The organism is Verrucomicrobiota bacterium (assembly GCA_019247695.1).
Classification (GTDB): domain Bacteria; phylum Verrucomicrobiota; class Verrucomicrobiia; order Chthoniobacterales; family JAFAMB01; genus JAFBAP01.
This window is the reverse complement of the sequence record JAFBAP010000117.1, coordinates 1-23,079: the sequence shown is the minus strand read 5'-3', so window position 1 is coordinate 23,079 and position 23,079 is coordinate 1. Positions and strand designations below refer to the sequence as shown.

At 60.9% G+C, this 23,079-nt stretch carries 22 protein-coding genes; 4 read left to right on the top strand and 18 right to left on the bottom strand.

The window, feature by feature from the left end:
• Window positions 1-96 precede the first annotated feature (96 nt).
• Entirely contained in the window at window positions 97-978 is an 882-nt protein-coding gene (locus JO015_14090) for a DUF2236 domain-containing protein (GenBank protein MBW0000228.1), read from the bottom strand.
• A gap of 215 nt (window positions 979-1,193) precedes the next feature.
• On the opposite strand from JO015_14090, the gene JO015_14085 reads away from it, so the two are divergent.
• Window positions 1,194-1,703, top strand: coding sequence for a DUF2062 domain-containing protein (locus JO015_14085; GenBank protein ID MBW0000227.1), 510 nt, complete (start codon window positions 1,194-1,196; stop codon window positions 1,701-1,703).
• 375 nt (window positions 1,704-2,078) lie between these two features.
• Here JO015_14085 and JO015_14080 read toward each other — a convergent pair whose 3' ends face one another.
• The 13 genes from JO015_14080 to JO015_14020 form a co-directional block, all read right to left on the bottom strand.
• Window positions 2,079-2,375: a MoaD/ThiS family protein gene (locus JO015_14080; GenBank protein ID MBW0000226.1), complete on the bottom strand. Its 297-nt coding sequence runs from the start codon at window positions 2,373-2,375 to the stop codon at window positions 2,079-2,081.
• Window positions 2,372-3,487, bottom strand: a complete 1,116-nt coding sequence (locus JO015_14075; GenBank protein MBW0000225.1) for an exo-alpha-sialidase — start codon at window positions 3,485-3,487, stop codon at window positions 2,372-2,374. The genes JO015_14080 and JO015_14075 overlap by 4 nt, the downstream gene beginning before the upstream one ends.
• 266 nt (window positions 3,488-3,753) lie before the next feature.
• Entirely contained in the window at window positions 3,754-4,437 is a 684-nt protein-coding gene (locus JO015_14070; protein ID MBW0000224.1) for a hypothetical protein, read from the bottom strand.
• 9 nt (window positions 4,438-4,446) lie between these two features.
• Complete coding sequence (locus tag JO015_14065) at window positions 4,447-5,826, bottom strand: DUF4071 domain-containing protein (GenBank protein MBW0000223.1); 1,380 nt, start codon at window positions 5,824-5,826, stop codon at window positions 4,447-4,449.
• Window positions 5,827-6,060: 234 nt separating this feature from the next.
• Entirely contained in the window at window positions 6,061-7,407 is a 1,347-nt protein-coding gene (locus tag JO015_14060) for a dicarboxylate/amino acid:cation symporter (protein ID MBW0000222.1), read from the bottom strand.
• A 173-nt stretch (window positions 7,408-7,580) separates the two neighbouring features.
• Window positions 7,581-9,305, bottom strand: coding sequence for an allophanate hydrolase (atzF, locus tag JO015_14055; protein ID MBW0000221.1), 1,725 nt, complete (start codon window positions 9,303-9,305; stop codon window positions 7,581-7,583).
• Between the two features lie 12 nt (window positions 9,306-9,317).
• A complete protein-coding gene (locus JO015_14050; protein ID MBW0000220.1) occupies window positions 9,318-12,860 on the bottom strand; it encodes a 5-oxoprolinase/urea amidolyase family protein in 3,543 nt (1,180 codons plus the stop codon).
• A 217-nt stretch (window positions 12,861-13,077) separates the two neighbouring features.
• A complete protein-coding gene (locus JO015_14045; GenBank protein ID MBW0000219.1) occupies window positions 13,078-13,728 on the bottom strand; it encodes an urea carboxylase-associated family protein in 651 nt (216 codons plus the stop codon).
• Window positions 13,725-14,459 carry a DUF1989 domain-containing protein gene (locus JO015_14040; GenBank protein MBW0000218.1) on the bottom strand — a complete coding sequence of 245 codons (735 nt, stop codon included), beginning with the start codon at window positions 14,457-14,459 and terminating at the stop codon, window positions 13,725-13,727. The genes JO015_14045 and JO015_14040 overlap by 4 nt, the downstream gene beginning before the upstream one ends.
• A gap of 27 nt (window positions 14,460-14,486) precedes the next feature.
• The gene (locus tag JO015_14035; protein MBW0000217.1) at window positions 14,487-14,987 is read right to left on the bottom strand and encodes a ribbon-helix-helix protein, CopG family; all 501 of its coding nucleotides are present in this window, start codon (window positions 14,985-14,987) and stop codon (window positions 14,487-14,489) included.
• 64 nt (window positions 14,988-15,051) lie between these two features.
• A complete protein-coding gene (locus JO015_14030; GenBank protein MBW0000216.1) occupies window positions 15,052-15,954 on the bottom strand; it encodes an ABC transporter ATP-binding protein in 903 nt (300 codons plus the stop codon).
• A 45-nt stretch (window positions 15,955-15,999) separates the two neighbouring features.
• On the bottom strand, window positions 16,000-17,028 hold the full coding sequence (locus JO015_14025) for an ABC transporter permease (GenBank protein MBW0000215.1): 1,029 nt from the start codon (window positions 17,026-17,028) through the stop codon (window positions 16,000-16,002).
• Window positions 17,029-17,071: 43 nt separating this feature from the next.
• The gene (locus tag JO015_14020) at window positions 17,072-18,046 is read right to left on the bottom strand and encodes an ABC transporter substrate-binding protein (GenBank protein MBW0000214.1); all 975 of its coding nucleotides are present in this window, start codon (window positions 18,044-18,046) and stop codon (window positions 17,072-17,074) included.
• A gap of 388 nt (window positions 18,047-18,434) precedes the next feature.
• On the opposite strand from JO015_14020, the gene JO015_14015 reads away from it, so the two are divergent.
• From JO015_14015 to JO015_14005, 3 genes are all read left to right on the top strand, one after another.
• Window positions 18,435-18,833: a hypothetical protein gene (locus JO015_14015; protein ID MBW0000213.1), complete on the top strand. Its 399-nt coding sequence runs from the start codon at window positions 18,435-18,437 to the stop codon at window positions 18,831-18,833.
• A gap of 217 nt (window positions 18,834-19,050) precedes the next feature.
• Window positions 19,051-19,191 (top strand): lmo0937 family membrane protein, encoded by a 141-nt coding sequence (locus JO015_14010; GenBank protein MBW0000212.1) that lies wholly within the window; start codon window positions 19,051-19,053, stop codon window positions 19,189-19,191.
• A gap of 134 nt (window positions 19,192-19,325) precedes the next feature.
• The gene (locus tag JO015_14005; protein ID MBW0000211.1) at window positions 19,326-19,622 is read left to right on the top strand and encodes a hypothetical protein; all 297 of its coding nucleotides are present in this window, start codon (window positions 19,326-19,328) and stop codon (window positions 19,620-19,622) included.
• A 68-nt stretch (window positions 19,623-19,690) separates the two neighbouring features.
• Here JO015_14005 and JO015_14000 read toward each other — a convergent pair whose 3' ends face one another.
• The 4 genes from JO015_14000 to JO015_13985 are packed head-to-tail and all read right to left on the bottom strand — an operon-like array spanning window position 19,691 to window position 22,706.
• A complete protein-coding gene (locus tag JO015_14000) occupies window positions 19,691-20,629 on the bottom strand; it encodes a metal ABC transporter permease (GenBank protein MBW0000210.1) in 939 nt (312 codons plus the stop codon).
• Complete coding sequence (locus tag JO015_13995; GenBank protein ID MBW0000209.1) at window positions 20,619-21,365, bottom strand: metal ABC transporter ATP-binding protein; 747 nt, start codon at window positions 21,363-21,365, stop codon at window positions 20,619-20,621. The genes JO015_14000 and JO015_13995 overlap by 11 nt, the downstream gene beginning before the upstream one ends.
• Window positions 21,366-21,395: 30 nt before the next feature.
• Window positions 21,396-21,815 (bottom strand): hypothetical protein, encoded by a 420-nt coding sequence (locus JO015_13990; GenBank protein ID MBW0000208.1) that lies wholly within the window; start codon window positions 21,813-21,815, stop codon window positions 21,396-21,398.
• Window positions 21,816-22,706 carry a zinc ABC transporter substrate-binding protein gene (locus JO015_13985; GenBank protein MBW0000207.1) on the bottom strand — a complete coding sequence of 297 codons (891 nt, stop codon included), beginning with the start codon at window positions 22,704-22,706 and terminating at the stop codon, window positions 21,816-21,818.
• Between the last annotated feature and the right edge of the window lie 373 nt (window positions 22,707-23,079).

Below are 23,079 nucleotides of genomic sequence, written 5' to 3'. Positions count from 1 at the left end.
TTCTCGACCCGCTCACCCCGGCAACCGCGTTCACACTGCGTGGGGCCAACAAGAGGGGCCCGGCCGCCAACCCGTCCACGGTTCCGCCGGGTCCATTCAGGGGCCGGCCGGTCCCGCTGGCCGGCCTTGCGTCTCGGGAGCGGAAGGCCCAAGGTCTTCGATGACGTAACTTTTGGGATAGGTCCGGTGACGCATTTCCGTCCGCAAACTCGGGCGGCCCCTGCCGACCGTATGCGCAAGCCGGCCCCGGACCCGCAGACCGGATTCGACCAAACCTCGCACCCACCCGGGTGCGGGGTTGAACCCAAGTGCGTCCAGTAAAGGCCGGTCCATGATCGCTCGTATCATCGGCGGCACCGCCCATTGCAGGGGTTGCGGCGCCCAAGTGGTGAACATCCGCAGCGTCGCATCGGCCACGCGGCGGCTCGCCGCATTTGAGCGGAAATGCTCGGCCTCGTACGCCCGATTGAGCGCGTCGAACTGAGCGTAGTCGGCAGGCAAATCCCGGATGTGCATGCGCCGGCCGACCTCGCGCCAGAAATAAAACATCGCCAGGCGTTCCTGCCGGCACAACCGGCGCCAGCCGAATTGCGCGTTCCATCGGATCGGTTCAAAAACAAACGTCGAGAGAACGTAGAGAAAATCAGCGTTCGATATCCTGAAATGCCCATGAAGCTCATTCATCCGGGCAATCGCGCGCGTGCCACGCTCGCTTTCATAGCCGTGCTCGATGATCTCGCTGAGGATCAGATCCGTGTCATCATACCGCTTCTGGGTGCGCCTTCCGAACTCACCGGTCCGGTCGAGTAACCCTCCGATGCTCGGCACCACAAAGGTGCGAAACAGGGCAAGTTCGAGAGCCCGGGTGGTGTCAAACGGGAAGTCACACCGGCAACTGAGAAACATGATCCGCTGATTATCCTTGACCGGATTAAGAACCAGAATCTGTTGCAACACCGAAGGGGATAACCTGATCATAGTCAATTTGCCGCATTCCGTTCATTTAAGCATTTGCCCGGCAACAAACGATGCAAAAAGGGGTGCGCTGCAAACCGGGTTCCGCTTCGAGCCTAAATTGCTCAGTCTCTCGTTTACAGCATCAAGTTTGACCTTTTCCAGGGGGGGAGCGGTTGCGTTCCCATCGGTGCACGGCCGAAACCGCCTTTGGTTCGAAACGAATTTTGGCGAGCGCTATGAAAACAAATCCGATTACAGGCCTCCGCGAACAGGCCAGACGGCTGCTGAGCTTGAAGGATACGCCCCACGCGATCGCGATGGGCATGGGGGTGGGTATGTTTTTCGGACTCAGCCCGTTGTGGGGCTTGAAGACCCTCCTGGCGCTCGCTTTGGCGCGCCTACTGGGAAGCAACCTGATCGCTGCGGCGGTCGGGGTGACGCTCCACGACGTTATCCTGCCGGTTGTCCCGCTGTTGCTGCGCTGGGAATACGAAGTCGGCTACTGGCTCCTCAGCAATCCTCACCAACTGCCGCCGCGCCTGCACCTGGTGCACGCCAGGCCGTCGGTCTGGCTGCACTGGTCCACGTTCCTGACCGTGGGCCGCCCGTTACTGGTCGGATCATTCATCCTGGCGATCCCGATCTCAATCATGACGTATTATATCACCTTGTTCGTGGTCGAACGGCGCAGACGCAAACGAACCTCTCCCCAGGCCGCCAAGGATAGCGCTGCAAATAACGCCTGAGCATCCGGAAGCTTCGCCCTGTGCATTCGTTGGCGTTATGCCGTTTAGATGGCCATCGAGGTAAAATTTTGTCTTAGGCCCAACGGGCCGGGACAAAATTTTTACCTCCACGGCCGCCGGAATGGTATTATCCGGGGACTTTAATGCTTGAGGCCGGTGAGCGTTTTTCATCGTGACGGGCGAAAGCGGCCGAACCTCCGGGCCGCTTTCAGCCCCGAAGGAGCGCGGGAACATAGCCCAGGGTTTACCCTGGGAAACCGTAAAATCATGACGAACCCTGAAAGGGCGGCAGAGGGCGTCGCTCCCGGGTTCTGCCACCGCTTCGGCAAATCCAGCGCCACCGGCGCGTGCATCTCCCGCGAATGATTACGCCTCTCAACCTCCCGCCATCGCTCCGATGATGAGCAGCGGCTCGGCACTGCTCACCACTTGCTCCGGCAGCTTTCTATCCGGCGGTTCGTGGGATAAGTCCTGTTTACAGGCATAGAATCGAACAAACGGCCTGCGACGCAACGTGACCCGGTCACGGATCGTCCCGCGCAGCACCGGGTACCGCGTTTCGAGGGCGTCGAGCACCGAGTGCAACGTTGTCACCCCTTCAACCTCAAGCTGCACCTCGCCTTCCAACCGCACCAACGTGCGCAGGTGATACGGAAGCACCACCCTGATCATGATAAGGTCTGCACCTCGACAGACAGAACCGCCGGCAGATCGTGCACGATGGGGGCCCATGTGTCGCCGCTGTCAGGCGATACATAAACCTGCCCGCCCGTCGTTCCGAAATACACGCCGCACGGCTCCAGGGAGTCAACGGCCATCGCGTCGCGCAGGACGTTTACGTAACAGTCCCTCTGCGGCAGACCTCTCGTCAGCGCTTCCCAATCGTTTCCGCCCGTCCGGCTGCGGTACACTCGCAGTTTCCCCTCGGGCGGAAAATGCTCTGAATCGCTCTTGATCGGAACGACATAGATCGTCTCGGGCTCGTGCGTGTGGACGTCGATGGGAAACCCGAAGTCCGACGGCAGATTGCCGCTGACCTCGTGCCAACTTTCGCCGGCGTTGTCCGTACGCAACACGTCCCAGTGCTTTTGCATGAACAAAACGTCAGGGCGAGAGGGATGCATCGCGATGCGGTGGACGCAGTGCCCGACTTCGGCATCCGGATCCGGCAATTCCCAGGGGGACTTGAGCCCGCAATTCACCGGCTTCCAGGTCTTTGCGTCATCATCGCTGCGGAAGGCGCCTGCTGCGGAAATGGCAACAAAGATCCGCCCGGCGCGTTCGCGATCCAGAATGATCGTGTGCAGGCACATGCCCCCTGCCCCCGGCTGCCAGAGGTGACCTTTGGCGGTGCGTAAGGCCGGGAGCTCCTCCCAGCTGCGGCCGCCGTCGGTCGTCTTGAACAGCGCCGCGTCCTCCGCGCCGGCGTACACGGTATCCGGATCCGTCCGCGAAGGCTCGAGGTGCCAGACCCGCTTGAACTCCCACGGATGTTGCGTGCCGTCGTACCACTTGTGAGTGCCGGGAGTCCCGTCATACCTGAAATCACTGCCGGCAGCCTCCCAGGTTTTGCCGCCGTCCTCCGAGCGCTGGATAACCTGGCCGAACCAGCCGCTGGTCTGCGACGCGTAGAGCCGCGCCGGCTCGGCGGGCGAGCCTTTCACGTGATATATCTCCCACCCCGCGAAGTGCGGTCCGCTGATTTCCCACCGGTCGCGCGTGCCGTCGGCGGTCAGGATAAATGCTCCTTTTCTTGTTCCAACCAGTACTCGTACGCTGCTCATGCCATTTGCTGTTTCAGCATATGACGGATGGCCCGCCGTTGTCAGGACACTTGTTTGACATGTTGTACCGGTTTACAAACCGGTTGCACCGATCGTTGACTCGGCGGGGCGGTTGGTCCTTGCGCGGCCCCGGATTTCCCGAAAGCGCCACCGGCCTGTTCGGAAATTCTTTTTGGCAAGCGGTCCTGGCTTGTCCCACCATTGACCCGGCTTCGAAAAGGACCGGCGGCTCGCCCCATATCCTTTCGAGAAGGCGTCGCGGGTGCTCATCTCTGGCCGGGCAGGAATTCCGCGATCGCGGTGGAAATAGCCGGCTCGTAGTCGTCCCAGTCGAATGAGCTGCTCAGCAGGCCCGCCCAGTCCGCGCGGTCGTGTTTAAAGCTCGACTCCCGCAAAAAAAGGACTTCGCGGCCCATCCCAACCATCCAGCCCCACTCAAGCGCGACATTCGGATTAAGCTCGGGCAAATATCTGGCCTCGACAATTGCGACCCCACGTGCGCACCCGAGCAGATACAATTCCACATTGTCCCACAGCCAGCGGTAGTATTTAGGGCCTTGCGCGATTCTTGGCACATAACCGCTCGCTTTGATAGCCTTCTTCACCGTCTCGATAATCTGCGTGAGCCGATCCGCCTCCGGACTCCCTTTATCGGGAAACTTAGTCATGATGAACACCGAAGCCTCGTAGTTGCCGGCTTGATGTAAGTCCGACAACTTTGCCTGGTGACGCATGTGATGACGCGGCGGAAAACGGTCAAACTGCTCGAGCGTCTGTTCCAGGTTCCTTTGGTCACTCCGGAGCCTGTCTTCCAAGGCACGCTTTTGGCTATCGTAGGCTGTCGAATCGAAGAAATTTTCCGGCCGTAGTTCCGCCAGCTGGGTTTGCGTCGTCTGTTTCGACCTGAAGTATTGCTCCATCTGCAGAATCACTTGAGCGATCGTAGGCATAGCACGAAGTCACGCCATCGCAGCGGTCTTACTCCTTTCCTCAAGCTGGCGGATGATAATACCAAGCCATGGCTGGGAAGCATTCCGTTCTTCTCTCGATTCGAAGATGAGGCGCAGGTTATTGGCCGTGGTTTCAGCCTCCCAAGGCTCGCGCACACCGGCCAACGCGTCTGACAGATATTGGAACGCATCGTCCTCATTCTCTTGTAAGACCGCGAGCTCCAGCAAGGTAGCATAATCCCAGTAGATGAGCCTGGTATGCTTGAGCCGCCGTTCCACCGCGAATTTGACAACCGGAAGCAGGTCCCGTTTCTTTTGGAGCGATTCCTCATCACCCTTGATATCCAGGAGAGTTACCGCATTTATACCGGGATATGCGTCCCTTGGATCAACTTCAAATCCCGAGATGTAAGATGCGATTGCCTTGTCCAGGTATATCAACGCCGTCCTGATCTGCGCCTGACTGCTCGCTTCAAGCCACCGGTCTTTGTAAATACGTCCGATCAGCCCAAGTGTCTCGGAGCTGGGGCCCTGCTCCTGCACAACCATCTCGAGAACTTTAAGCGCTTCATTCGTCCGGTTTGCCCGGTTGAGCGCAAACCCGAATTGTACACGGATCGTCATGGAGCGTTTCAGGGCCGGAGGCAACCGCTCATAAAGCGAAATCATACGGTCCCACTCTGAGAGTGCTCGCCAGGTCAAAAACAGATCAACTACCAGACCAGGATCGACGGCATAAAACTCACCAAGTGCCGACTCGATCCGCTCAACAGCATGCGCATCGCCGAGTTCACGCGCTCTGGCGAGGTCACCTTTCAGCCTCGCCGAATGGACTTCCCGCTCGCGAGAGACGTGTGTGTTAAGAAAAGCCGTATCCGGTCCCTTATAGCCCGTCATCAACTGAAACAATGGGCTGTCGACCGGGCCGTTGCCGGCGAGTTCTCGCAATTCCCTAAGACGTCGGATAAGATTGCTCGTTAGTTCGGCCGCCTCGCGCGGACCGAAACGGTTGCCTTCACCGAGCCGGTAAGACAGGGCTCGCAGTAGGTTGACATCAAAAGGCGGATTCTGATACTCGGCGAAGACTGCCAATGTTGTCCTCGGACGGGTTGCATGCCGTACACCTAATTCGTAGTAGACGTTCGGATTACCGGTCGTCAGATCAGCAATTGCATAGTCACAGAGCAGCAACCGCTCAAACGTCTGCCTGTGAATAAGCCATCCTACGCGTTCTTCATCGGCCCGGACCGGCTCCATGTCCGCAGCGTTGATTGCCGGTCGGATTGCCTGATGGTAGATAAAGTCGAAATTGATTTCGGCCGAAGTCGCTGCGTCCTTTTTGATACCGAAAGGCATCATCACGAGGCAAAGGGGACGTTCAGCCGCCATATAGGTAAGATTAGGGGAAAATGCGGTGAATCACAACCGTCTTTTCGTCGCCCGTGACGGGACGGACGAGAATGGGCCTGCGGGCGCCACGGCCGAGTGCGTCGCTGCGGCAAGGGGTGCGTCCAGGGCCCGGCCGGTGTTGAAGGCAAGCGGGAAGCGTCCCGCTCAAACGCGCAGCCTCGCTCTGCGAGTCCCTTTGTGCCGAGTAAAAGTCTACAGCACCTCGTTCCAGTCCTAATGGCTCCGGACGTTTGTCGGGGCTGCTTCTTCCACCGGCTGCTCTTCCGCCGCCAAGCTCACCAGCGTCGTCGGATGCCGCAGGTTGGCCCTGAGTTCCTCGGCCGAAATCTCCTTTTCCCACCGGCTGATCACCAGGGTCGCGACTCCGTTCCCGACCAGGTTGGTCAACGCGCGGCATTCGCTCATGAACCGGTCAATCCCGACGATCAGCGCAAGCGACTGGATCGGAACCGACGGAACGATCGCCAGGGTAGCGGCCAGGGTGATAAAACCCGCGCCGGTTACCCCGGTGGCCCCTTTCGAGGAGAGCATCGCAACGACCAGCAAACTGATCTGCTGGCCCAGGTCAAGGTGCGTGTTCGTCGCCTGGGCAAGGAACATCGCCGCCATCGTCATGTATATGTTCGTGCCGTCGAGATTGAAGCTGTACCCGGCGGGGATGACCAGCCCAACCGTCGACTCCGCGCAACCGGCTCTGCGCATTTTGGCCAGCATACCCGGCAGGGCGGCTTCCGAGGAACTCGTCCCGAGCACCAGCAGCAGTTCCTCCTTGATATAATTCAGGTACGAAAAAATCGAAAACCCGTTTAACCAGGTGATCGGTCCCAATACGACTATCACAAAGATAATCGAAGTCAGGTAGAAGCAGAGCATCAACATCACCAGCTTGTCCAGCGCAGCCAGGCCGTAGCTCCCAACCGTGAACGCCATCGCACCGAACGCGCCGAGCGGCGCCACCTTCACGATCATTCCCATGATCCTGAAAAAGATTTCGGAAGCCTGCTCGATGACATGAAGAATCGGCTGGCCCTTCGCGCCCATGAACGAGATCGCGAACCCCGACAGAATCGCGATAAAAAGCACCTGCAGGATGTCGCCGTGAACCAGGCCCTCGAAAAAAGAGTTAGGAATGACGTTCAGGAGAAAATCCGTGGGGTTTAAAGAATGGGCCTGCTGCGCGTAGGTCTGGCTCACCTTCGGATCCAGCGTCTTGACGTCGATGTTAAATCCGGCCCCGGGTTGCAGGAGGTTCACGATGATCAACCCGAGGATGAGTGCAAACGTCGAGACAACTTCAAAGTAGAGCAGCGCCCGGAATCCTACCCGTCCCAGCCGTTTCAGGTCGCTCATCGAAGCAATTCCGTGCACGACCGTGCAGAAGATGATCGGCGCAATGATCATCTTCACCAGTTTGACAAACCCGTCGCCGAGCGGCTTGAGATTCTTGCCTAATCCGGGAAACAAATACCCGATCACGATGCCAAGGGCGACAGCTACCAACACCTGGACGTAAAGGATCCGGTACCAGGGTTTTCGGGGAGCAGTGGTATTGGTTATCATGGGAGGAAGCGGGCCTGCGGCCGGTTTACGTTCACAGATCAGGGTTGGATTCCTTCAAATGCAAAGAGGAGCCGCAACCGGCAGAACTGACCATAGCCGAGGGGTGATGGCTGATGCAACAAGGATCACCGGTCCATCGGCCGGGGACGACGGCCGGCGTCGGGACGCCGCGGTCACGATCCCTCAACATAGTTGCGCCACCCACCGTAGTGGGAAATGTCCGTCGCATTGGAAACCGCGACCGACTCGCAAAGAAAACCTTTGACCCCCCGGCCCGCGGCCAGAAAAACGGTGCCGATCGCAAGCGGCGCCGGGACCCGGCCTACAAACCGGCCGAAGGCGTCGTGGGAAAGCCGGTAGACTTCGACCTCGACCGCAGTTCCGGCCTCGGCACGTACCAAACCCGGTTTGGGCGGCGTGGTGCCCGGCAGCGCATAGAGACGGTATAACGGCGCCGTCCGGGTCTTCTCCACAAAACGGGCATCGAGTTCCTGAAGTTCGCGGTGCAGGGGTAGACCACGCAGGTGCGCCCCGACGACCGCCAGTTCGACCCCTCCTCCGGCGCCGCTGTCGGGAACAGGTTCGCCGAGCCACGCCTTGCCGATTCGCCCGAGGGCCTCGTCCTGCCAGGCCGGCGCTACCCAGGTGATCCCGAAAGGCAATCCGTCCGATGTCCGGCCCGCGGGGACCGCCAGGGCACAAAGGTCGAGCAGGTTGACGAAGTTCGTATAGTAACCGAGGCGGGTGTTGAGGCCGACCGGATCGTCCAGCACATCCTCAACCCGGTAGTGGCCCGGCGCCGTCGGCAACAGCATCGCATCGATACGATCCCAAACCGGCAGAGTCGCCCGCCGTAACGCGGCCAAGCGGTCAAAAGCCGCAAATACGTCCACGGCATTGTATTTTTGCTCGTTCTGTAAAATGGCGCGGGTAACCGGATGAAGTGATTCCGGTCGGGTCTCGAAAAACCGCCGGATCGCCGCCACGCGCTCGGCCACCCACGGGCCCCCGTAGAGCAATTCCGCAACTTCGCGGAACGGGGTAAAATCGATCTCGCTGATGTTCCATCCCAGAAAGCGCACCCGTTCAACCGCGGCTTCAAAGGCCGTCCGGTACGGCTTGTTCCCGAAAAACTCGGGCTGCGCAGGAATGCCCACGCGCGGGGGAAAGGAAGCCGGGACCGCGGGCGCGCGACGTTGACGCGAGTAAGGGTCGTTGGGATCGAATCGATCGATGACGGCAAAGACCGCCTCCGCTTCGGCCGCGGTCCTGGTAAAAATCGAGACGCAATCCAGTGAACGGCACGCGGGCACCACGCCCGCGGTCGAGACCCGGCCCCGCGTCGGTTTCAGGCCCGTTAATTCGTTGAAAGCCGCGGGAACGCGCCCGGACCCTGCCGTATCGGTGCCGAGTGCGAATGCGCAGAGATCTGCCGCGACGGCAACGGCTGACCCGGAACTCGAGCCTCCGCTGATCAGGGAGGAGTCAAACACCGAACGCGGTATCCCATACGGCGAGCGTGCCCCCACCAATCCGGCGGCAAACTGGTCAAGATTGGTTTTCCCGATCGGGATCGCCCCGGCGGCGAGCAGGTCACTGACGCACCGGGCGGAACCTTCAGGCCGGTAAGCGAAATCCGGACAGGCTGCGGTCGTCGGCAAGTCGACGAAATCGATGTTGTCCTTAATCGCAAACGGGACCCCGTACAGGGGCAAGTCCGGCGAAGCGTTCCCCAGCGCCCTGGCCCGTTCCAGCGCCTGTTCGCGCGGTACGACGGAAATCCAGATCGCCCCGTCGCTCTGCTCCGCAAGGCGCCGGTAAACCTCGCCGACCACATCTTCGGGGGTGAACGCCCTGTTGCGGTAGCCTTCCAGTAAAGCCGGGATCGCCAGTTTCATGACCAGTCGGCTTCAGTTTTCAATCTCCCGAGCGATGACCGCCAGGCGTTGGCCGGGCATGACCATCTGTCCGGGCTTGCACGTCACGGCCGCCACCGCGCCGTCGCAGGGCGCCGCCACGCCGATCTCCATTTTCATCGCTTCGAGAATGATGAGCGTCTGTCCTTTGGCGACGCGGTCGCCGGCTTGCACCTCGCACTTCCACACGTTCGCCGTGACGGGCGAGTCCACGGCCGTTGCCCCCTCGAGCAACTCCCCTTCACTGCCTGGCGAAGGGGCCGTCTGCGCCTCGGCCTCGTAGGCCACGGGCAAACCGGCCCAGCGCTCGCGCTCCGCCGTAAAGGCGGCTTGCTGCCGGGTCTTGAACCGTACGGCGTCGCCGGCGATGGTCGCCAGAAATTTGCGGTACTCAGACAAACGGAAGGTGGTTTCCGTTATCTGCAACGGGTAACGCCCGTAAGGAAACTGCTCCCTCGCCCGCAGCAACTTGTCGGCGGTGACCGGATAAAATTTTATCTGATCAAAATGACGAAGGAGCCACGGTTCGGAAAAGACCGGGGTCACGCGGTAGCGGTTCCACATCTGGATGGTTCGCCCGACAAACTGGTATCCTCCCGGACCCTCCATCCCGTAAACGCACAGGTAAGCGCCTCCGATGCCAACCGCGTTTTCCGGCGTCCAGGTCCGGGCCGGATTGTACTTGGTCGTCACCAGGCGGTGACGCGGGTCGACCGGAGTCGCGACCGGCGCTCCCAGGTAGACGTCTCCCAGACCCAGCACCAGATAGCTGGCGTTGAAAACGATTTCACGGACGTCGTCGATCGATTCCAGGCCGTTGATGCGCCGGATAAACTCGATGTTGCTCGGGCACCACGGCGCATCTTTACGCACCGACTGCATGTATTTCTCAATGGCCAGCCGCGTCGCGGGATCATCCCACGAGAGGGGGAGGCGGACGATCCGCGACGGAACCTCGAGGTGTTCCATGTCGGGCAGTTGCTTTTCAGCTTCCGCAAGGAGATCGGCCATGCTTTCCAAAGACCACCGTCGCCGGTCGAAGTGCACCTGGAGCGAGCGCACACCCGGCGTCAGATCGATGATCCCGGGAATTTGCCGTTCCCTCAGCCACGTCATCAACGCGTGAGCGCGCAGGCGCAGGCCGAGATCGAGTTCCAGCGGACCGTACTCAACGAGGAGGTTGGAGTCGCCGCAGGGCCGGTAAACCACCCGGGGCAGGTCCGGCGGTAACTCCGGCGCGCGCAAAATCGCCGAATCCGGTACGCCGTCCTGCCGGTCTCCCTGCGCATCCGTCAGCACAAAACGCACCTTGTCGCCCGGCCGGAGCTGTCCCACCTTCCAAAGCTCGTCCGATCGAATGGTCACCGGACAGACGAACCCGCCGAGGCTCGGCCCGTCCGGACCCAGGATGATCGGCATATCGCCCGTGAAGTCGACCGTGCCGATCGCGTAGGCATTGTCGTGGATGTTAGACGGGTGTAACCCGGCCTCGCCCCCATCCGGACGCGCCCAGACCGGTTTCGGCCCGATCAGGCGTACCCCGGTCCGGGATGAGTTGTAATGAATGACCCAATCGGTTGAAAAAAACGTGTCGATATCGCCCGGGGTGAAAAAATCGGGCGCCCCGTGGGGACCATAGATCACCTTGATTTCCCAGCGGTTCGTATAGACCGGGATCCGGACGCTCGAAGGATCCGGTACACCGGCCGGCGGCAGCCTCGGTCCTTCCTTCCGAAGGTAGAGCAGGTCGCCCGCGTGCAGCACGCGCCCGCCGTGCCCGCCGAATTGGCCGAGGGTGAACGTGGCGCAGCTTCCAAGGTAGAGCGGTACGTCCAGGCCGCCCCGAAAGGCGATGTAGGTCCGGCACCCCTCCCCCGTGATGCTGATCAGCTCAAGTTCTTGCCCGGCGCGCACCGGCACGGGTTGCCAGAGCGGGACCGGCGCGCCGTCCACCTCCGGCCTCATGTCGGCGCCCGCCACGCAAATGGTGGTGCCGGCATCAAAATGAAGCGACGGACCGGTCACCGTGCACTCGAGCGCCGGGGCGCCCTCGTCGTTGCCGGCGATCCGGTTGGCAAGCCGGAACGCATAGTCGTCCATCGGGCCCGACGGAGGAACTCCTACCTCCCAGTACCCGATGCGGCCCGGGTAATCCTGGATGGTCGTAAACGTACCGGGCGCAATTACCCGGACCGTGGGCGGATGGTAATGGAAATCGGCCAGGCTGCGCGTGATGACTTTGCCTTCCGTAAAGAAGGGTTCGGCCGTGACCTCGCGCAGGTATTCCAGGTTGGTGACAATTCCGGCCAACCGGGTCTCGGCCAGCGCGCGCCGGAGACGTTCCACCGCGGCCTCGCGGTCAGAACCATGCACGATGATCTTCGCCAGCATCGGATCGTAAAACGGAGACACAACCGTTCCGGATTCGACCCAGGCGTCGACCCGGCAGTTCGCCGGAAAGGCGACCTCCGTCAGTTCTCCGGGCGAAGGCTGGAAATTTCTGCCCGGATCTTCCCCGTAGATTCGCGCCTGCATGGAATGGCCGGCTGGAACCAGGGGTTTGTCCGGCCAGAAACCGGGGTCCCCCGCCCCCAGGCGCACCATCCATTCGACCAGATCAACCCCCATGACCTCTTCGGTCACGCAATGCTCAACCTGAAGGCGGGTGTTAACTTCGAGAAAGTAGTGCTGCCGTGCGGTCGTGTCGTACAGGAACTCCACCGTTCCGGCAGACCGGTAATTTACCGAGGCCGCCAGACCTACCGCGTCCGCCATCAACTGTCTCGCAACCCCTTCGGGCAGGTTAGGCGCAGGAGTCTCCTCGACAACCTTCTGGTTGCGCCGCTGCAGGGAACAATCCCGCACCCCCAGCGCCAGGACGCGGCCCGTCCCGTCACCGAAGATCTGCACCTCCACGTGCCGGGCTCGCGCCACGAATTTCTCCACGAACGCGCCGGCATTCCCGAAATTCGATTGCCCTAACCGGCGCACGCGATCAAAGGCGTCGCGTAACTCTGCCTCACCTTCGCAGACCTGCATCCCGATGCCGCCGCCGCCCGCCGTCGACTTCAACATCACCGGAAATCCGATCGTCCGGGCGCGCTCCACGGCTTCGTCCGCCGACGTGACCAGGTCCGTGCCCGGCAGCAAGGGCGCGCCGCTCCTCGAAGCCAGATCGCGCGCGGTATGTTTAAGGCCGAACAGGCGGATCTGCTCAGGCGCCGGCCCCAGAAACGCGATTCCCGCCGAGGTGCACGCCTCGGCAAAATCAGGGTTCTCGCTGAGAAATCCATACCCGGGGTGCACCGCTTGCGCCCCGGAGTCCTGAATCGCTTTAAGAACCGCCGGGATGCTGATGTAACTGTCGCGCGCGGGCCCGGGGCCGACGCAGTAACTTTCATCAGCCTCGCGGACCCAGGGCGCAAGCGGCTCGGCTTCAGAGTGTATCGTCGCGCCGCGGACGTCGAGTTTGCGCAGGGTGCGCAGAATCCGCAGGGCGATCTCCCCCCGGTTGGCGATCAGGACCTTCGAAAACATGACGTAAGGCTGGTTAGGTTCCGGTCAGGTCCGATTGAGACATAACCGCGTGGGGCGAATGAAGCTTCCTGGCACGGGCAGCTCCAAAGCCGTTTTGCGCCCTGAAGGAGCGGAAGACGGCCTGCAGACTATCCGTAGATGTAACTCGCACCGAGCATTTAAATCGTGTAATCATGGGCGGTTTCCAACGGCCGTGCGACGATCGTCTTCCTTGATCTCAAGGGGTCCAGATCAGCACCTGAATAGGCGTCGGGTTGTAGGCGTTGCATGGATTGTTCAGCTGCGGGCAGTTCGAAATCAGGCAAAGCACGTCCATCTCCGCCTTCATCTCAACGTATTTTCCGGGTTCGGAAACACCGTCGTCGAACTTCAATCCGCCTTCCGGAGTCACCGGAACGTTCATGAAGAAGTTAATGTTATGCGCCAGATCGCGTTTGCCTACCGGCAGACCCGAACGCGCCATCTGGAGCAGGAAGGTGTCCCGGCAGGCGTGCATAAAGCGCTTATCCAATGAATAGCGGACCATGTTGCTCTCGGCCGCGCAGGCGCCCCCGAGCGTGTCGTGACGCCCGCAGGTGTCAGCCGTGATCGTAAGCATCACGTTGCACAAGTTAGACATCAGTTTGGTGCCGGTTGTCAGGTAGATTGATGCCTGCTCACGGATTGTGTCCTGCGCGCTGTAACGCTCAGTTGGATCGTGTTCGTTGAAAAAGAAGGTGTCCGCAGCCTGATTTCCCTCCAGGTCGACGATGCGCAGACTCTGACCGGCCTTCACCGGGTGGAACCAGCCGTCCCCCGCGGGAATGGTTTCCCGGTAGACCGCGTCCTCAGGAACGAGTTTACTTTCGGTGTAGACGAGGGTGCTCATAGATAGAGTCGTTCGGTCAGGGCGAGCGTCCGGCCGCATTCCGGACGAAAGTTGCGGCAGTAGTCGTCCGGCCCGGGCGGGTCGCACGGAAAGATTTCGATCTGGACGCGCACGCGAGGGTAATCACCGGCAACGGTCAGGGGGTGCGGGCAGTTGGCCAGGAGGAAAAGCACGTCCATGTCGGTGCGCAGGTCGATACTCGCCCCGGCCGGGCAATGATCGGGAATCAGCTGCATCCGGCCATCGTCCCCGACGACGATTTTGCTGAAGAAATTGACGTTCGCCACGATGTCGGGCAGGCCAAGCCCGTACTTGGAGAGTTCGATGAGGAAGTTGTCACGCGCGTTGCGGTAAAAATCATTCCGGTACCGCTGGTAGTTATGCAGGCCGAACTTCGCCGCGACCTGGGCCGCATTGATGTGGCCGCCGAGCGGGTCATGCCAGCCGAGCGAATCGGCCGTGATGGACGCGAGCGCATGGCCCATGTCGGTCATCAGAATGTGGCCCCTGGTTAGCTTCGCCGTATGCAGCGCCTTGAGCGTGTCCGGAAGGTTGAGCCGGTCAAGCGGATGTAACGCGTTGTAGAAGAGGGCGGAAACATTTGCCCCGGCATCAAGGGCCGTCAGCCGGACGAGACGGTGACGGGGGATGCGCATGGACCACATGGCGCCCCCGGGAATGCCTTCCGTAAACAACGGACGCACGTTTGTGGGAGTTGAAGTGCTTGTCATAACGCAAAACCAAAGGCGGCGCCGGTCTCACACCGGAACGGCACGCTCGCTCCGGCCACCGGCAAAGTGGACCTGCGGAATCAGCGGCTGAACCAGGGTCAGCTTGCATGAGATCACCCCCGTGCAGGCGATGATATGGTTGGTGATTCGCTTCAGGGTGTCAACGGGACCCTGGACGATCATGACTTCCATCCGATGATTCTCCTCGAGCTGGACGTGCATCGAGCTGATCACCTCTTTCAGGTACCGGCGTTCAAGTTCGAACAACTGTTGAACAAGGTTGCCTTTCGAGGCGTCGTAAACCAGGGAAATCATCCCCGCCATGATGCCGTCCCCCTGCGCCTCACGGCGTTTCAGGGCAAAATGGGAAATCATCTCGGCGATCGCTTTCGAACGGTTCTCCAGGCCCCGGTCCGCCACCAGTTCGTCCAGCTCGCGAAAGACGTCCTCAGGCAGTGAGATGCTCACGCGCCGGACGGAGCCGGTGCCGCGCTTTGCGCTGGCATCGTTTACGGAGATCTCTTTCATACGGATATCAGACCAACCAAGCTTCTCGTCGGGTGTAGGTTGTCCATTCGATCCGCACTCCGTATTACTCGACGTCATCGCCCGCCAGGGTAAGTTTCACGAGTGGTAGTTTGTCCTCCGCAACTTGCACCGGTGGATGGATGAGGTGCTCCAAACGGGCTTTAAGCGACAGAAATGCCGGCGTCACGAACTGCGCCGGCGTATGGGGGCGCGGAACGGGATTTTCAAGAAACTCGAGCACCCGGCCCGGATTGCTCCCCATCACGAGGATGCGATCGGACAGGTAGACCGCTTCATCCAGGTCATGCGTGATAAAAAGGATAGTCACGTCGACTTGTTTCCAGATCTGGAGAAGGTAGCCCTGCATCTGGGCGCGCGTCTGCGCGTCAAGCGCTCCGAACGGTTCGTCCATGATCAGGATGCGCGGTTCGTTCGCAAGCGCGCGAGCGATTGCGACCCGCTGTTTCATCCCGCCGGATAGTTCGTGCGGGTAGGATTTCTCAAACTTACTCAGACCCACCATCTCGAGCCACTGGCTGGCTTCCCCTTGCTGGGTTTGCGTCGGTTTGCCGCTCATGCGCAAGCCGAACATGACGTTCTGCTTGACGGTAAGCCAGGGAAAAAGGGTGTAGCCCTGGAAAACCATGCCGCGGTCCGGCCCGGGGCCGAAGACGGGCCTGCCGTCCAGCAGCACGTCGCCGCCGGTCGCCCGATCCAGCCCGGCCACGATGCGAAGAAAAGTCGACTTGCCGCACCCGGAGGGCCCGATGACGCAAATGAATTCGCGCCGGTGAATGTCCAGCGACACCCGGTCAAGGACCACGTGGGTCCGGTCGTCCGCCGCAAACGATTTGCACAGGTCCCGGACGCTCAGGATTACGGGCCGTTCCCGGATCCGCGCGAACCGCGCCGCCACCTCAGGCGACTGGGCGCGATAATCAGGCAGTTCAAGATCGCTCAACGACATAGCCGGAGTGTTGTGGACGCATACGCAAGTGCCCCGTGCCGGGGATCAGGGAGTATCCGGCACGGGAACCGCCTTGGGCCAGAGCCTGGCCCACCAGCGGGACCGCCCGGCCGCCGCGGAACGCCGCCGTTTCCAGGGAAAGAGCTTGGTCCCGAGCCAGGCCAGGAGGAAATCGCTCGTCAGCCCGATGATGCCGATCATCATGATCGCCGCGTAAACGTTGTCGAAATTCCGGTAGCGCGCCTGCTGGTTGATGAAGAAGGTGATCCCTGACATCGTTCCGACTACCTCGGCGACGATCAGGTAAGTCCACGCCCAACCGAGCAGGATGCGCATGTCGGTATAAATGTCCGTGATCGTCGCGGGGACGATCACCTGGGTGACCAGTTGCCCGCCTTTCGCGCCCAGGGTTTGCGCGGCCTCGATCAAGGTAGGATCTACCTTGCGCACCGTGTTGGCAATCACCAGCACCTGCTGGAAAAACGTGCCGATAAAGATGATCGCGATCTTTGGCCCGTCCTCAATTCCCAAAACTGCGACGCAGAGCGCGCCGAAAGCAGGTGCAGGCAGGTACCGGAAGAATTCAATGAATGGTTCCTGCAGCCGTGAAAAAAAGCGGTACGCACCGCACAGGATCCCCAACGGCACCCCGATCACGGACGAAATCAGGAATCCGAGCAGGATCGTCCGGATGCTGTGCCCAAGGCTTTGGTGCAGCCACGGCTCGTTCGGTAAACGGGGCGGCGTCGTGAACGCCGTGTAAAAGGCGCGCACCACCTCGTGCGGCGCCGGCAGGTAAGCCGGGTTCACCCGGTCACCTTGCGGCGGATCGCCCCCTTCCGCCTTCGCCTTCGCCGCCTGCTGATCGAATTCCGCACAGGGAACTTCCATTCCTTCCACGAAATAGTCGACGGAGCCTATGTTCGTGACTTTGACCACCGGATGCCAGAGCCACGGGATGTAACTGACTGCGCACCAGACCAGGACCGGAACCGCAAATGAGAGAAAGGTAAGGAATACCTGCGTGCGTTCCGAAAGCGGTTCTTTCAAGCCGAGCCGGTCGTGATTCGCCATCGTCGCCCTCCTTGATCCTTCCTTGATCCTTCCGTTCGCCGGCTCACAACTCGTTGGTAATGGTGGGCGCCAGGTAACTCGCGGGATTTTGCGTTTGCTGGTAGACCTTGTTGTCCAGGTTAAACCTGTTTCCGTTCTCCATCGACCCGTAAATTGAGTCCAGCCCGGGCCCCTTCGTAAACGCCTTCTTGGCTTCCGGTATGGTCATGAAATGGGTTCCGGGAAGGTTTTTCGCGTATTCGGCAGGGTCGGCCCCAACCCGGGCAGCCATGATCTTGATGGCGTCATCGTGCGTTGCCGGGCTCTGAAGGTAGTCAACGCAGCGGTAGAAAACTTTTACGATTTTCGCCCAGTCAGCCTTGTGCTGCGCATAACTCGTCGGGCTGACGGCGATCACGTCGTAGATCAATCCCGGCGCTTCGTGACTCGTAAATAGCGGCTTTGATCCCGGCACCTGCTTCAGCGCTTGCCCTGCAACCGGGTACCAGGCCGCAACCGCCGCGACCTGCCTGGACCCCAGGACCTGGGGCGTGTTATTGGTTGGGGTGTTAACCAGGACGACGTCCGATTGCGACATGCCGTTGACCTTGAGCGCCTGCAGAAGGAGCAGGTGATCGACCAGGGTGAACTCAACCGCGACTTTCTTCCCCTTGAGCGCCGCGATCGAATCAATGCCCGGTTCCCCGATGATTTTGTCATTGCCATCGCTGTAATCCGTGATCGCGATCAACTTACTCTTGTTGCCGGACGCTCCGAGCACCAAGGCGTCGGTCGGAACCACGGTAACGCCGTCGATCTTGCCGGCAGAAAACGCGTCGAGAGAAGCCGAATAATCGAACCAGACCAGGTCGGTGACAACGCCGGCTTCCTTGAACCAGCCTTTTTGATTGGCGATTTCCAGGACCGTCCATCCCGGCCAGTCGCTGTACCCGAGTTTCAGGGGTTCAGCCTGGAGCGTAGCCGCTAACGCGGCCAAGGTGGCCAGGCCCGCCAGCCATTTGCGAACCGTTGTCTGCATCGATTTGATCATGTGCGTTTCCGGTATCACGATTTCGTATCCGAGTATTACTCGGAGTCGACGCGAGCAGCCGCCGTGCCAGGTGGCGTACCCGAGCAGTCCGGTCCTTGGCCTCCTGCAGCCGCACTCGGACCGGTTATGGCGATTCACGAAATCAACGGCTGATCTTAGCCGGGTTGGTCGATTCTCGTCACACGGTGGTCACGGCGGAAAAGGATCACACGGCGCCACGGCGGAGCACGGCGACCACGGCGGCAACACACATTTCTTTTGGATCCGGGGTGCAGGCCGGCGTCCGCCCTCACGCTGGTGCTCCGAACGCCGGACACGGTCCCCGGCAGTCCGGCCGACGGGATTCACAAATTACGTGGATCAGCGCCGATGACGGATGAGTGGGTACCGGCTATTCTCCACATTTGTGGCATTTTTCGGGTTGTGGCATTCGCGGCATTTTCCGAGGTGGCGTTACACCCTGCTGGCGTGCACGGCATGGCTGGTTTTATCCATGACGGGTTGCCACTGGACTACACCGCGGGTCGATAACGCCTTCCCAAGTCTGCGCATCGACGTCATCAAGGGCGACGCACCTAACTATACCGTCCTGGTCCACAACAACGGCTCCGATCACCTCCAGGTGGTCATCCGCTTCACAACCTCAAAAAGCTGGAGCCCGGACAAATCCCACGAAGAGAGGTTCGTCCTTGAACCGCAGGGTGGAACCAGTTTCCCGATCCCGATTGACGCGAGGCAGGTGCAGGTGGTCACGGCGCGGCCCACGCGCTTTTGATTCTTCGCCGGGGGGCCGGTTGCTAGGTCGCCCATAGTCCCAAACTCCGAACTCCAAACTCCGAACTCCAAACTCTTCCCCTTCCCGCCGTGTTCCGCCGTGTTCGCCGTGTGAACTCCGTCGTTGTGCCCGCTCTCTTCCTCCGCGCCCGCCGTGTGCCCGTGGTGTGAGCGGGTTGCACATCCGGGGGGCGAATCTGAAACGAAGTCAGGGTGTTATGCTCTGGACCATCGTCGTCATTCTCGTCATTCTCTGGGCGTTAGGCCTCGCGACGCACGTAGCAGGGTCGTTGATCCACATTCTGTTGGTCATTGCTTTAATCGTGGCCGTGGTGCGGCTGGTGCAAGGCCGTTTGTAGCGGGAGGGTTCCTGTCTTGCTCGCCGCGAATTAGAGTAGTTTGAGCCGGTCTCAGGTTCCCCCTCGAAAGATCGGATGGTGGAGTTTTAAAGGCGCCCGGTGTTGATCTGCCGGGCGCCTTCGTTTCGGACATCATGAGGCAGAACGCAGATCTGACCGACCTCGTGCGCGGTCGCGCCGTCACGAGCATCGAGGAAGAACAGACGACGGTAACCGTTGTTTTCCAGGACGGGCTGGTCATGCGCATTCATGCCGAGGCCAAAGTTGCGTCGGGCATCGAGAAGCTCTCCAAAGTCCGTCAGGTGCTGGAAGAGGATCTCAGCATGGAAATTTGGTTCGAAGGCGACCGCAAACTGGTGCTGCGGCTGGCCAATGCGGGAAACTCGGTTTCGGTGCGTGACGGGGCGAATGACGTCGTTTACCTCGGGTAGGACAAGGACACGGCGGTGGGCGTGGGCGCCGCGCGGAAGGACGGCGGAAAGGATCGCGCGCGTCCGGGTCAGGCCTGGCGGTCCCCTGAGCCCTCTCCGGCTTCGCCCTGCCGGCGCCACCGCGCCAATGATTCCTCATGAAGGTGCTGCCGTCGCAGGAACTTGGTGATGAGCCCGTAGCGCGGGCTGAAAACGTACGCCAGCAGGAAGAAACCGCTCAGAACCAGGACAATGCAGGCGCCCGACGGCAGATTCAAGAGGTAGGAAAACCAAAGCCCAAGGCACGACCCGAACGCCCCTAAAAAGCCTGCCGCCCAGAAAATCACGGTAAACGAATCCGTCACCAGGTAGAGGGTCGCGGCCGGAGCGATCAACATGCCCAGGGCCAGCACGACCCCGACCGCTTGCAGCGATGAAATCATGGAAAGCACCAGGATCCCCATCAGAAGATAGCGGAGCCCGCTTACGGGCACGCCTTGGCTCGCGGCCACCGAAGGTTCAAACATCATCAGCAGCAAGGGCCGGCGTAAGGCCACCAGCGTCGGGACGGAGATAATGCTGATGACGTGCGTGGTCCAAAGGTCCGCGTCGCTGAGTCCGAGGATGTTGCCGAACAGGTAGTGGCTGATATCCACCCGTACCGGCGCAAAGTTCAGCAGCACCAGGCCGAGCGAGAACGAGCAGGCAAACAGCAGACCGAGCGATGTGTCCTCCTTTATCCGTGAGCTCCCGGAAATAAGCTGAGTCCCCAGCGCCACCAGCAGCGCCGCCACCAGGGCGCCGAAAAACAGCGAACCCGGCGCAACCCCGAACAGGATCAGCGCGAGGGCTAACCCGGGCAGCAGCGAATGCGCCATCGCGTCAGCCATCAGGGCCAACCGGCGCAGCACGATGAAAATGCTCAGGGCGCCGTTTGTAAATCCGATCAGCACGCACCCGAGGAAGGCGCGCTGCATAAAATCGTGCCGGAACGGTTCCAGCAGGATCGCGCCCGCGCTACCATCCATGGTGGCCGTCTCCTCCTGCAAAGGGCGGGGTTCCAAACGTGCGCTCGACGTTTTGTTTATTGAAGGTCACCGCGGTCGGACCATAGGCGATGAGCTCACCGTTCAGGAAAATGACCTCATCGAAAAGATCCGGCACACTCTTCAGGTCATGATGCGACGCAATCACCAGGTTCCCTGCCGCCGCGAGTTTATGGATGACCTGCACCAGGACCTGCTGGGACGGCCGGTCCAGGCCGGTAAACGGTTCGTCGAGCAGAAAAACGTGCGCTTCCTGCGCGAGCGACCGGGCGAGAAACGCCCGCTGCTGTTGGCCCCCGGACAGGGCGCTGATCTGGCGCTCGCTCAGGTTCGCCAATTCCATCTCCGCCAGGGAATGGTCAACCGCCTGCCGGTCCCGTTCGCTGAAAGGTCCCCAGGGCCCCAGGGCTTGGTAGCGGCCCATTTCCACCAGGCCGCGCACGGTGATCGGAAAATCCCAGTCGACCTGGCTGCGCTGGGGCAGGTACGCAATCGCGTTTCGGCCGGCTTTGCCGGAATGCCCATGCAGTTCCACGGAGCCCGTTTCCATCGGGAGCAGTCCCACGAGCGCTTTGAAAAGCGAGGTTTTGCCCGCGCCGTTCGGTCCTAACAGGCCGACGCACCGCCCGCAGGCGATCTCGAAACCAACGTGATGGATCGCCGGAACGCGGCGGTACGCGACGGTCAAATCTCGAACGAGAAGGCGGTGATCGGGCATCTTACCTGACTTGTTCCTGGGTTACGTTGCTCATGGGGCCGGTTGATACGTAAGCACCTCGTCCAAGGTATCCGTGCCCCAGGCCGAACGCTCGATTCCGATCCCGTCCCCGGTCGAGAAGGTGAGCCGCAACGCGTGCAGGCTCGCATCAGGAAACCGGGCGCTGACCTCAAGGTCAATTCCCTCTTTCGGCACCGGCAGCTTGAAATCGGCGTGGCTCGGCGCCTGGTGACCTGTCCCCGACCAGATCTCCCGGCCGAGGTAACTGACGTTGAATTCGAATGCAGAGGCCGTTCCTGTTATTTCAAGGCGCACCGATCTGTCCGGAGCCGCCTGTACGGCCGGCGCAGGCTTCGACCGGGACCGCGCCGTCAGCTCCCGGATCGGCAGGGCCAGCAACAGCAGCGCCCCCAATGCAACCAACGCCTCAATTAACGGGGCTCCTCGCATTTATTTCAACCCGTCGACGATGGTATCCACATTGTGGCGCATCATGCCGGCGTACGTTGCCGCGTCTGCCTCCCCTAACCCGTCGGCGTACAATGTACCGCCGATAGTTGCGCCGGTTTCACGGGTAATTTCCCGGCTGACCTTGGGGTTGAGCGTGCTCTCCAGGAAGATGGCCTTGACCCCGCGCCGCTTGATCTCCTCAATCAGTTCGCTCACGTGTTTGTTCGACGGCTCGGTCTCGGTGCTCACCCCTTCGATGCTGGCGATCGTAAACCCGTAGGTCGCCGCGAAATATTGGAACGCATCGTGCGACGTGACCAGGATCCGGCGGTCTCGCGGCAGTTGAGTAATCTTCCGCCTCAGTTCTTTATCCAGCGCGGACAGGTCGGCGCGGTACGCCGACGCGTTCCGTTCGTAATCCGCGGCGTGCGCAGGATCGAGCCGCGCAAAACCGTCCGCAACAACCCCGGCGGCCCGGATCATGTTGGGAACGCTGTTCCACCAGTGCGGATCCAGGGCGGGGGCGCCTGCGCTGCCCGTTTGATCGCCGGGTCTAAGGGTCAGCGAAGGCAGTTGATCACCCACCGCCAATACCTCGACCTTGCCGCCGGTGACCTGTTCGATCTTGTCGAGGTAATTCTCCAGCCCTTTGCCCGAAATGAGAATGAGCCGGGCGTCGCTTGCCTGGGCGAGGTCGCCCGGCGTCGGCTGGTATTCGTGCGGGTCAATGCCGGGTTTAACGAGCGCTGCCACCGTCACGTGCTCGCCCCCGACCCTTTCCGCCACCTCGCTGAGCACCGTCGAAAACGAGGCCACTCTAAAGCCGGCCTCCGCCCGGCCCGCAGGCTTAGAAACCAAAAGGCAGCAGCAAACCAGCAGCGCAAACCTCACGCAAAAAAGCGTAGAGGGCCACGGCCATTTTGCAAGTAATTTGCAATAGCGCCACCGCCTTACGGCCCGAAGGGCCAAGAGAACTTAGCCCAGGGTTTACCCTGCATAACCGTCAAATCACGATCGAGCCCTGAAGGGGCGGCAGAACCCGACGGCAACGCTTTCCGCCGCCCCTTCAGGGCTCGATCGAGGGAAAAACGCCTTCCCAGGGTAAACCCTGGGCTATGTTCCTTTGGCCCTTCAGGCCATCAAACCGTCTCTCGGCCCGTTGGGCCAAGACCGTTTATACGGTCTGATAGGTGTAAAGCTGGCAGGGAATCTCAACCCCGGGGGAACGCCCGCACATGCACTAAAGCACCTGCCTGCGATCAGC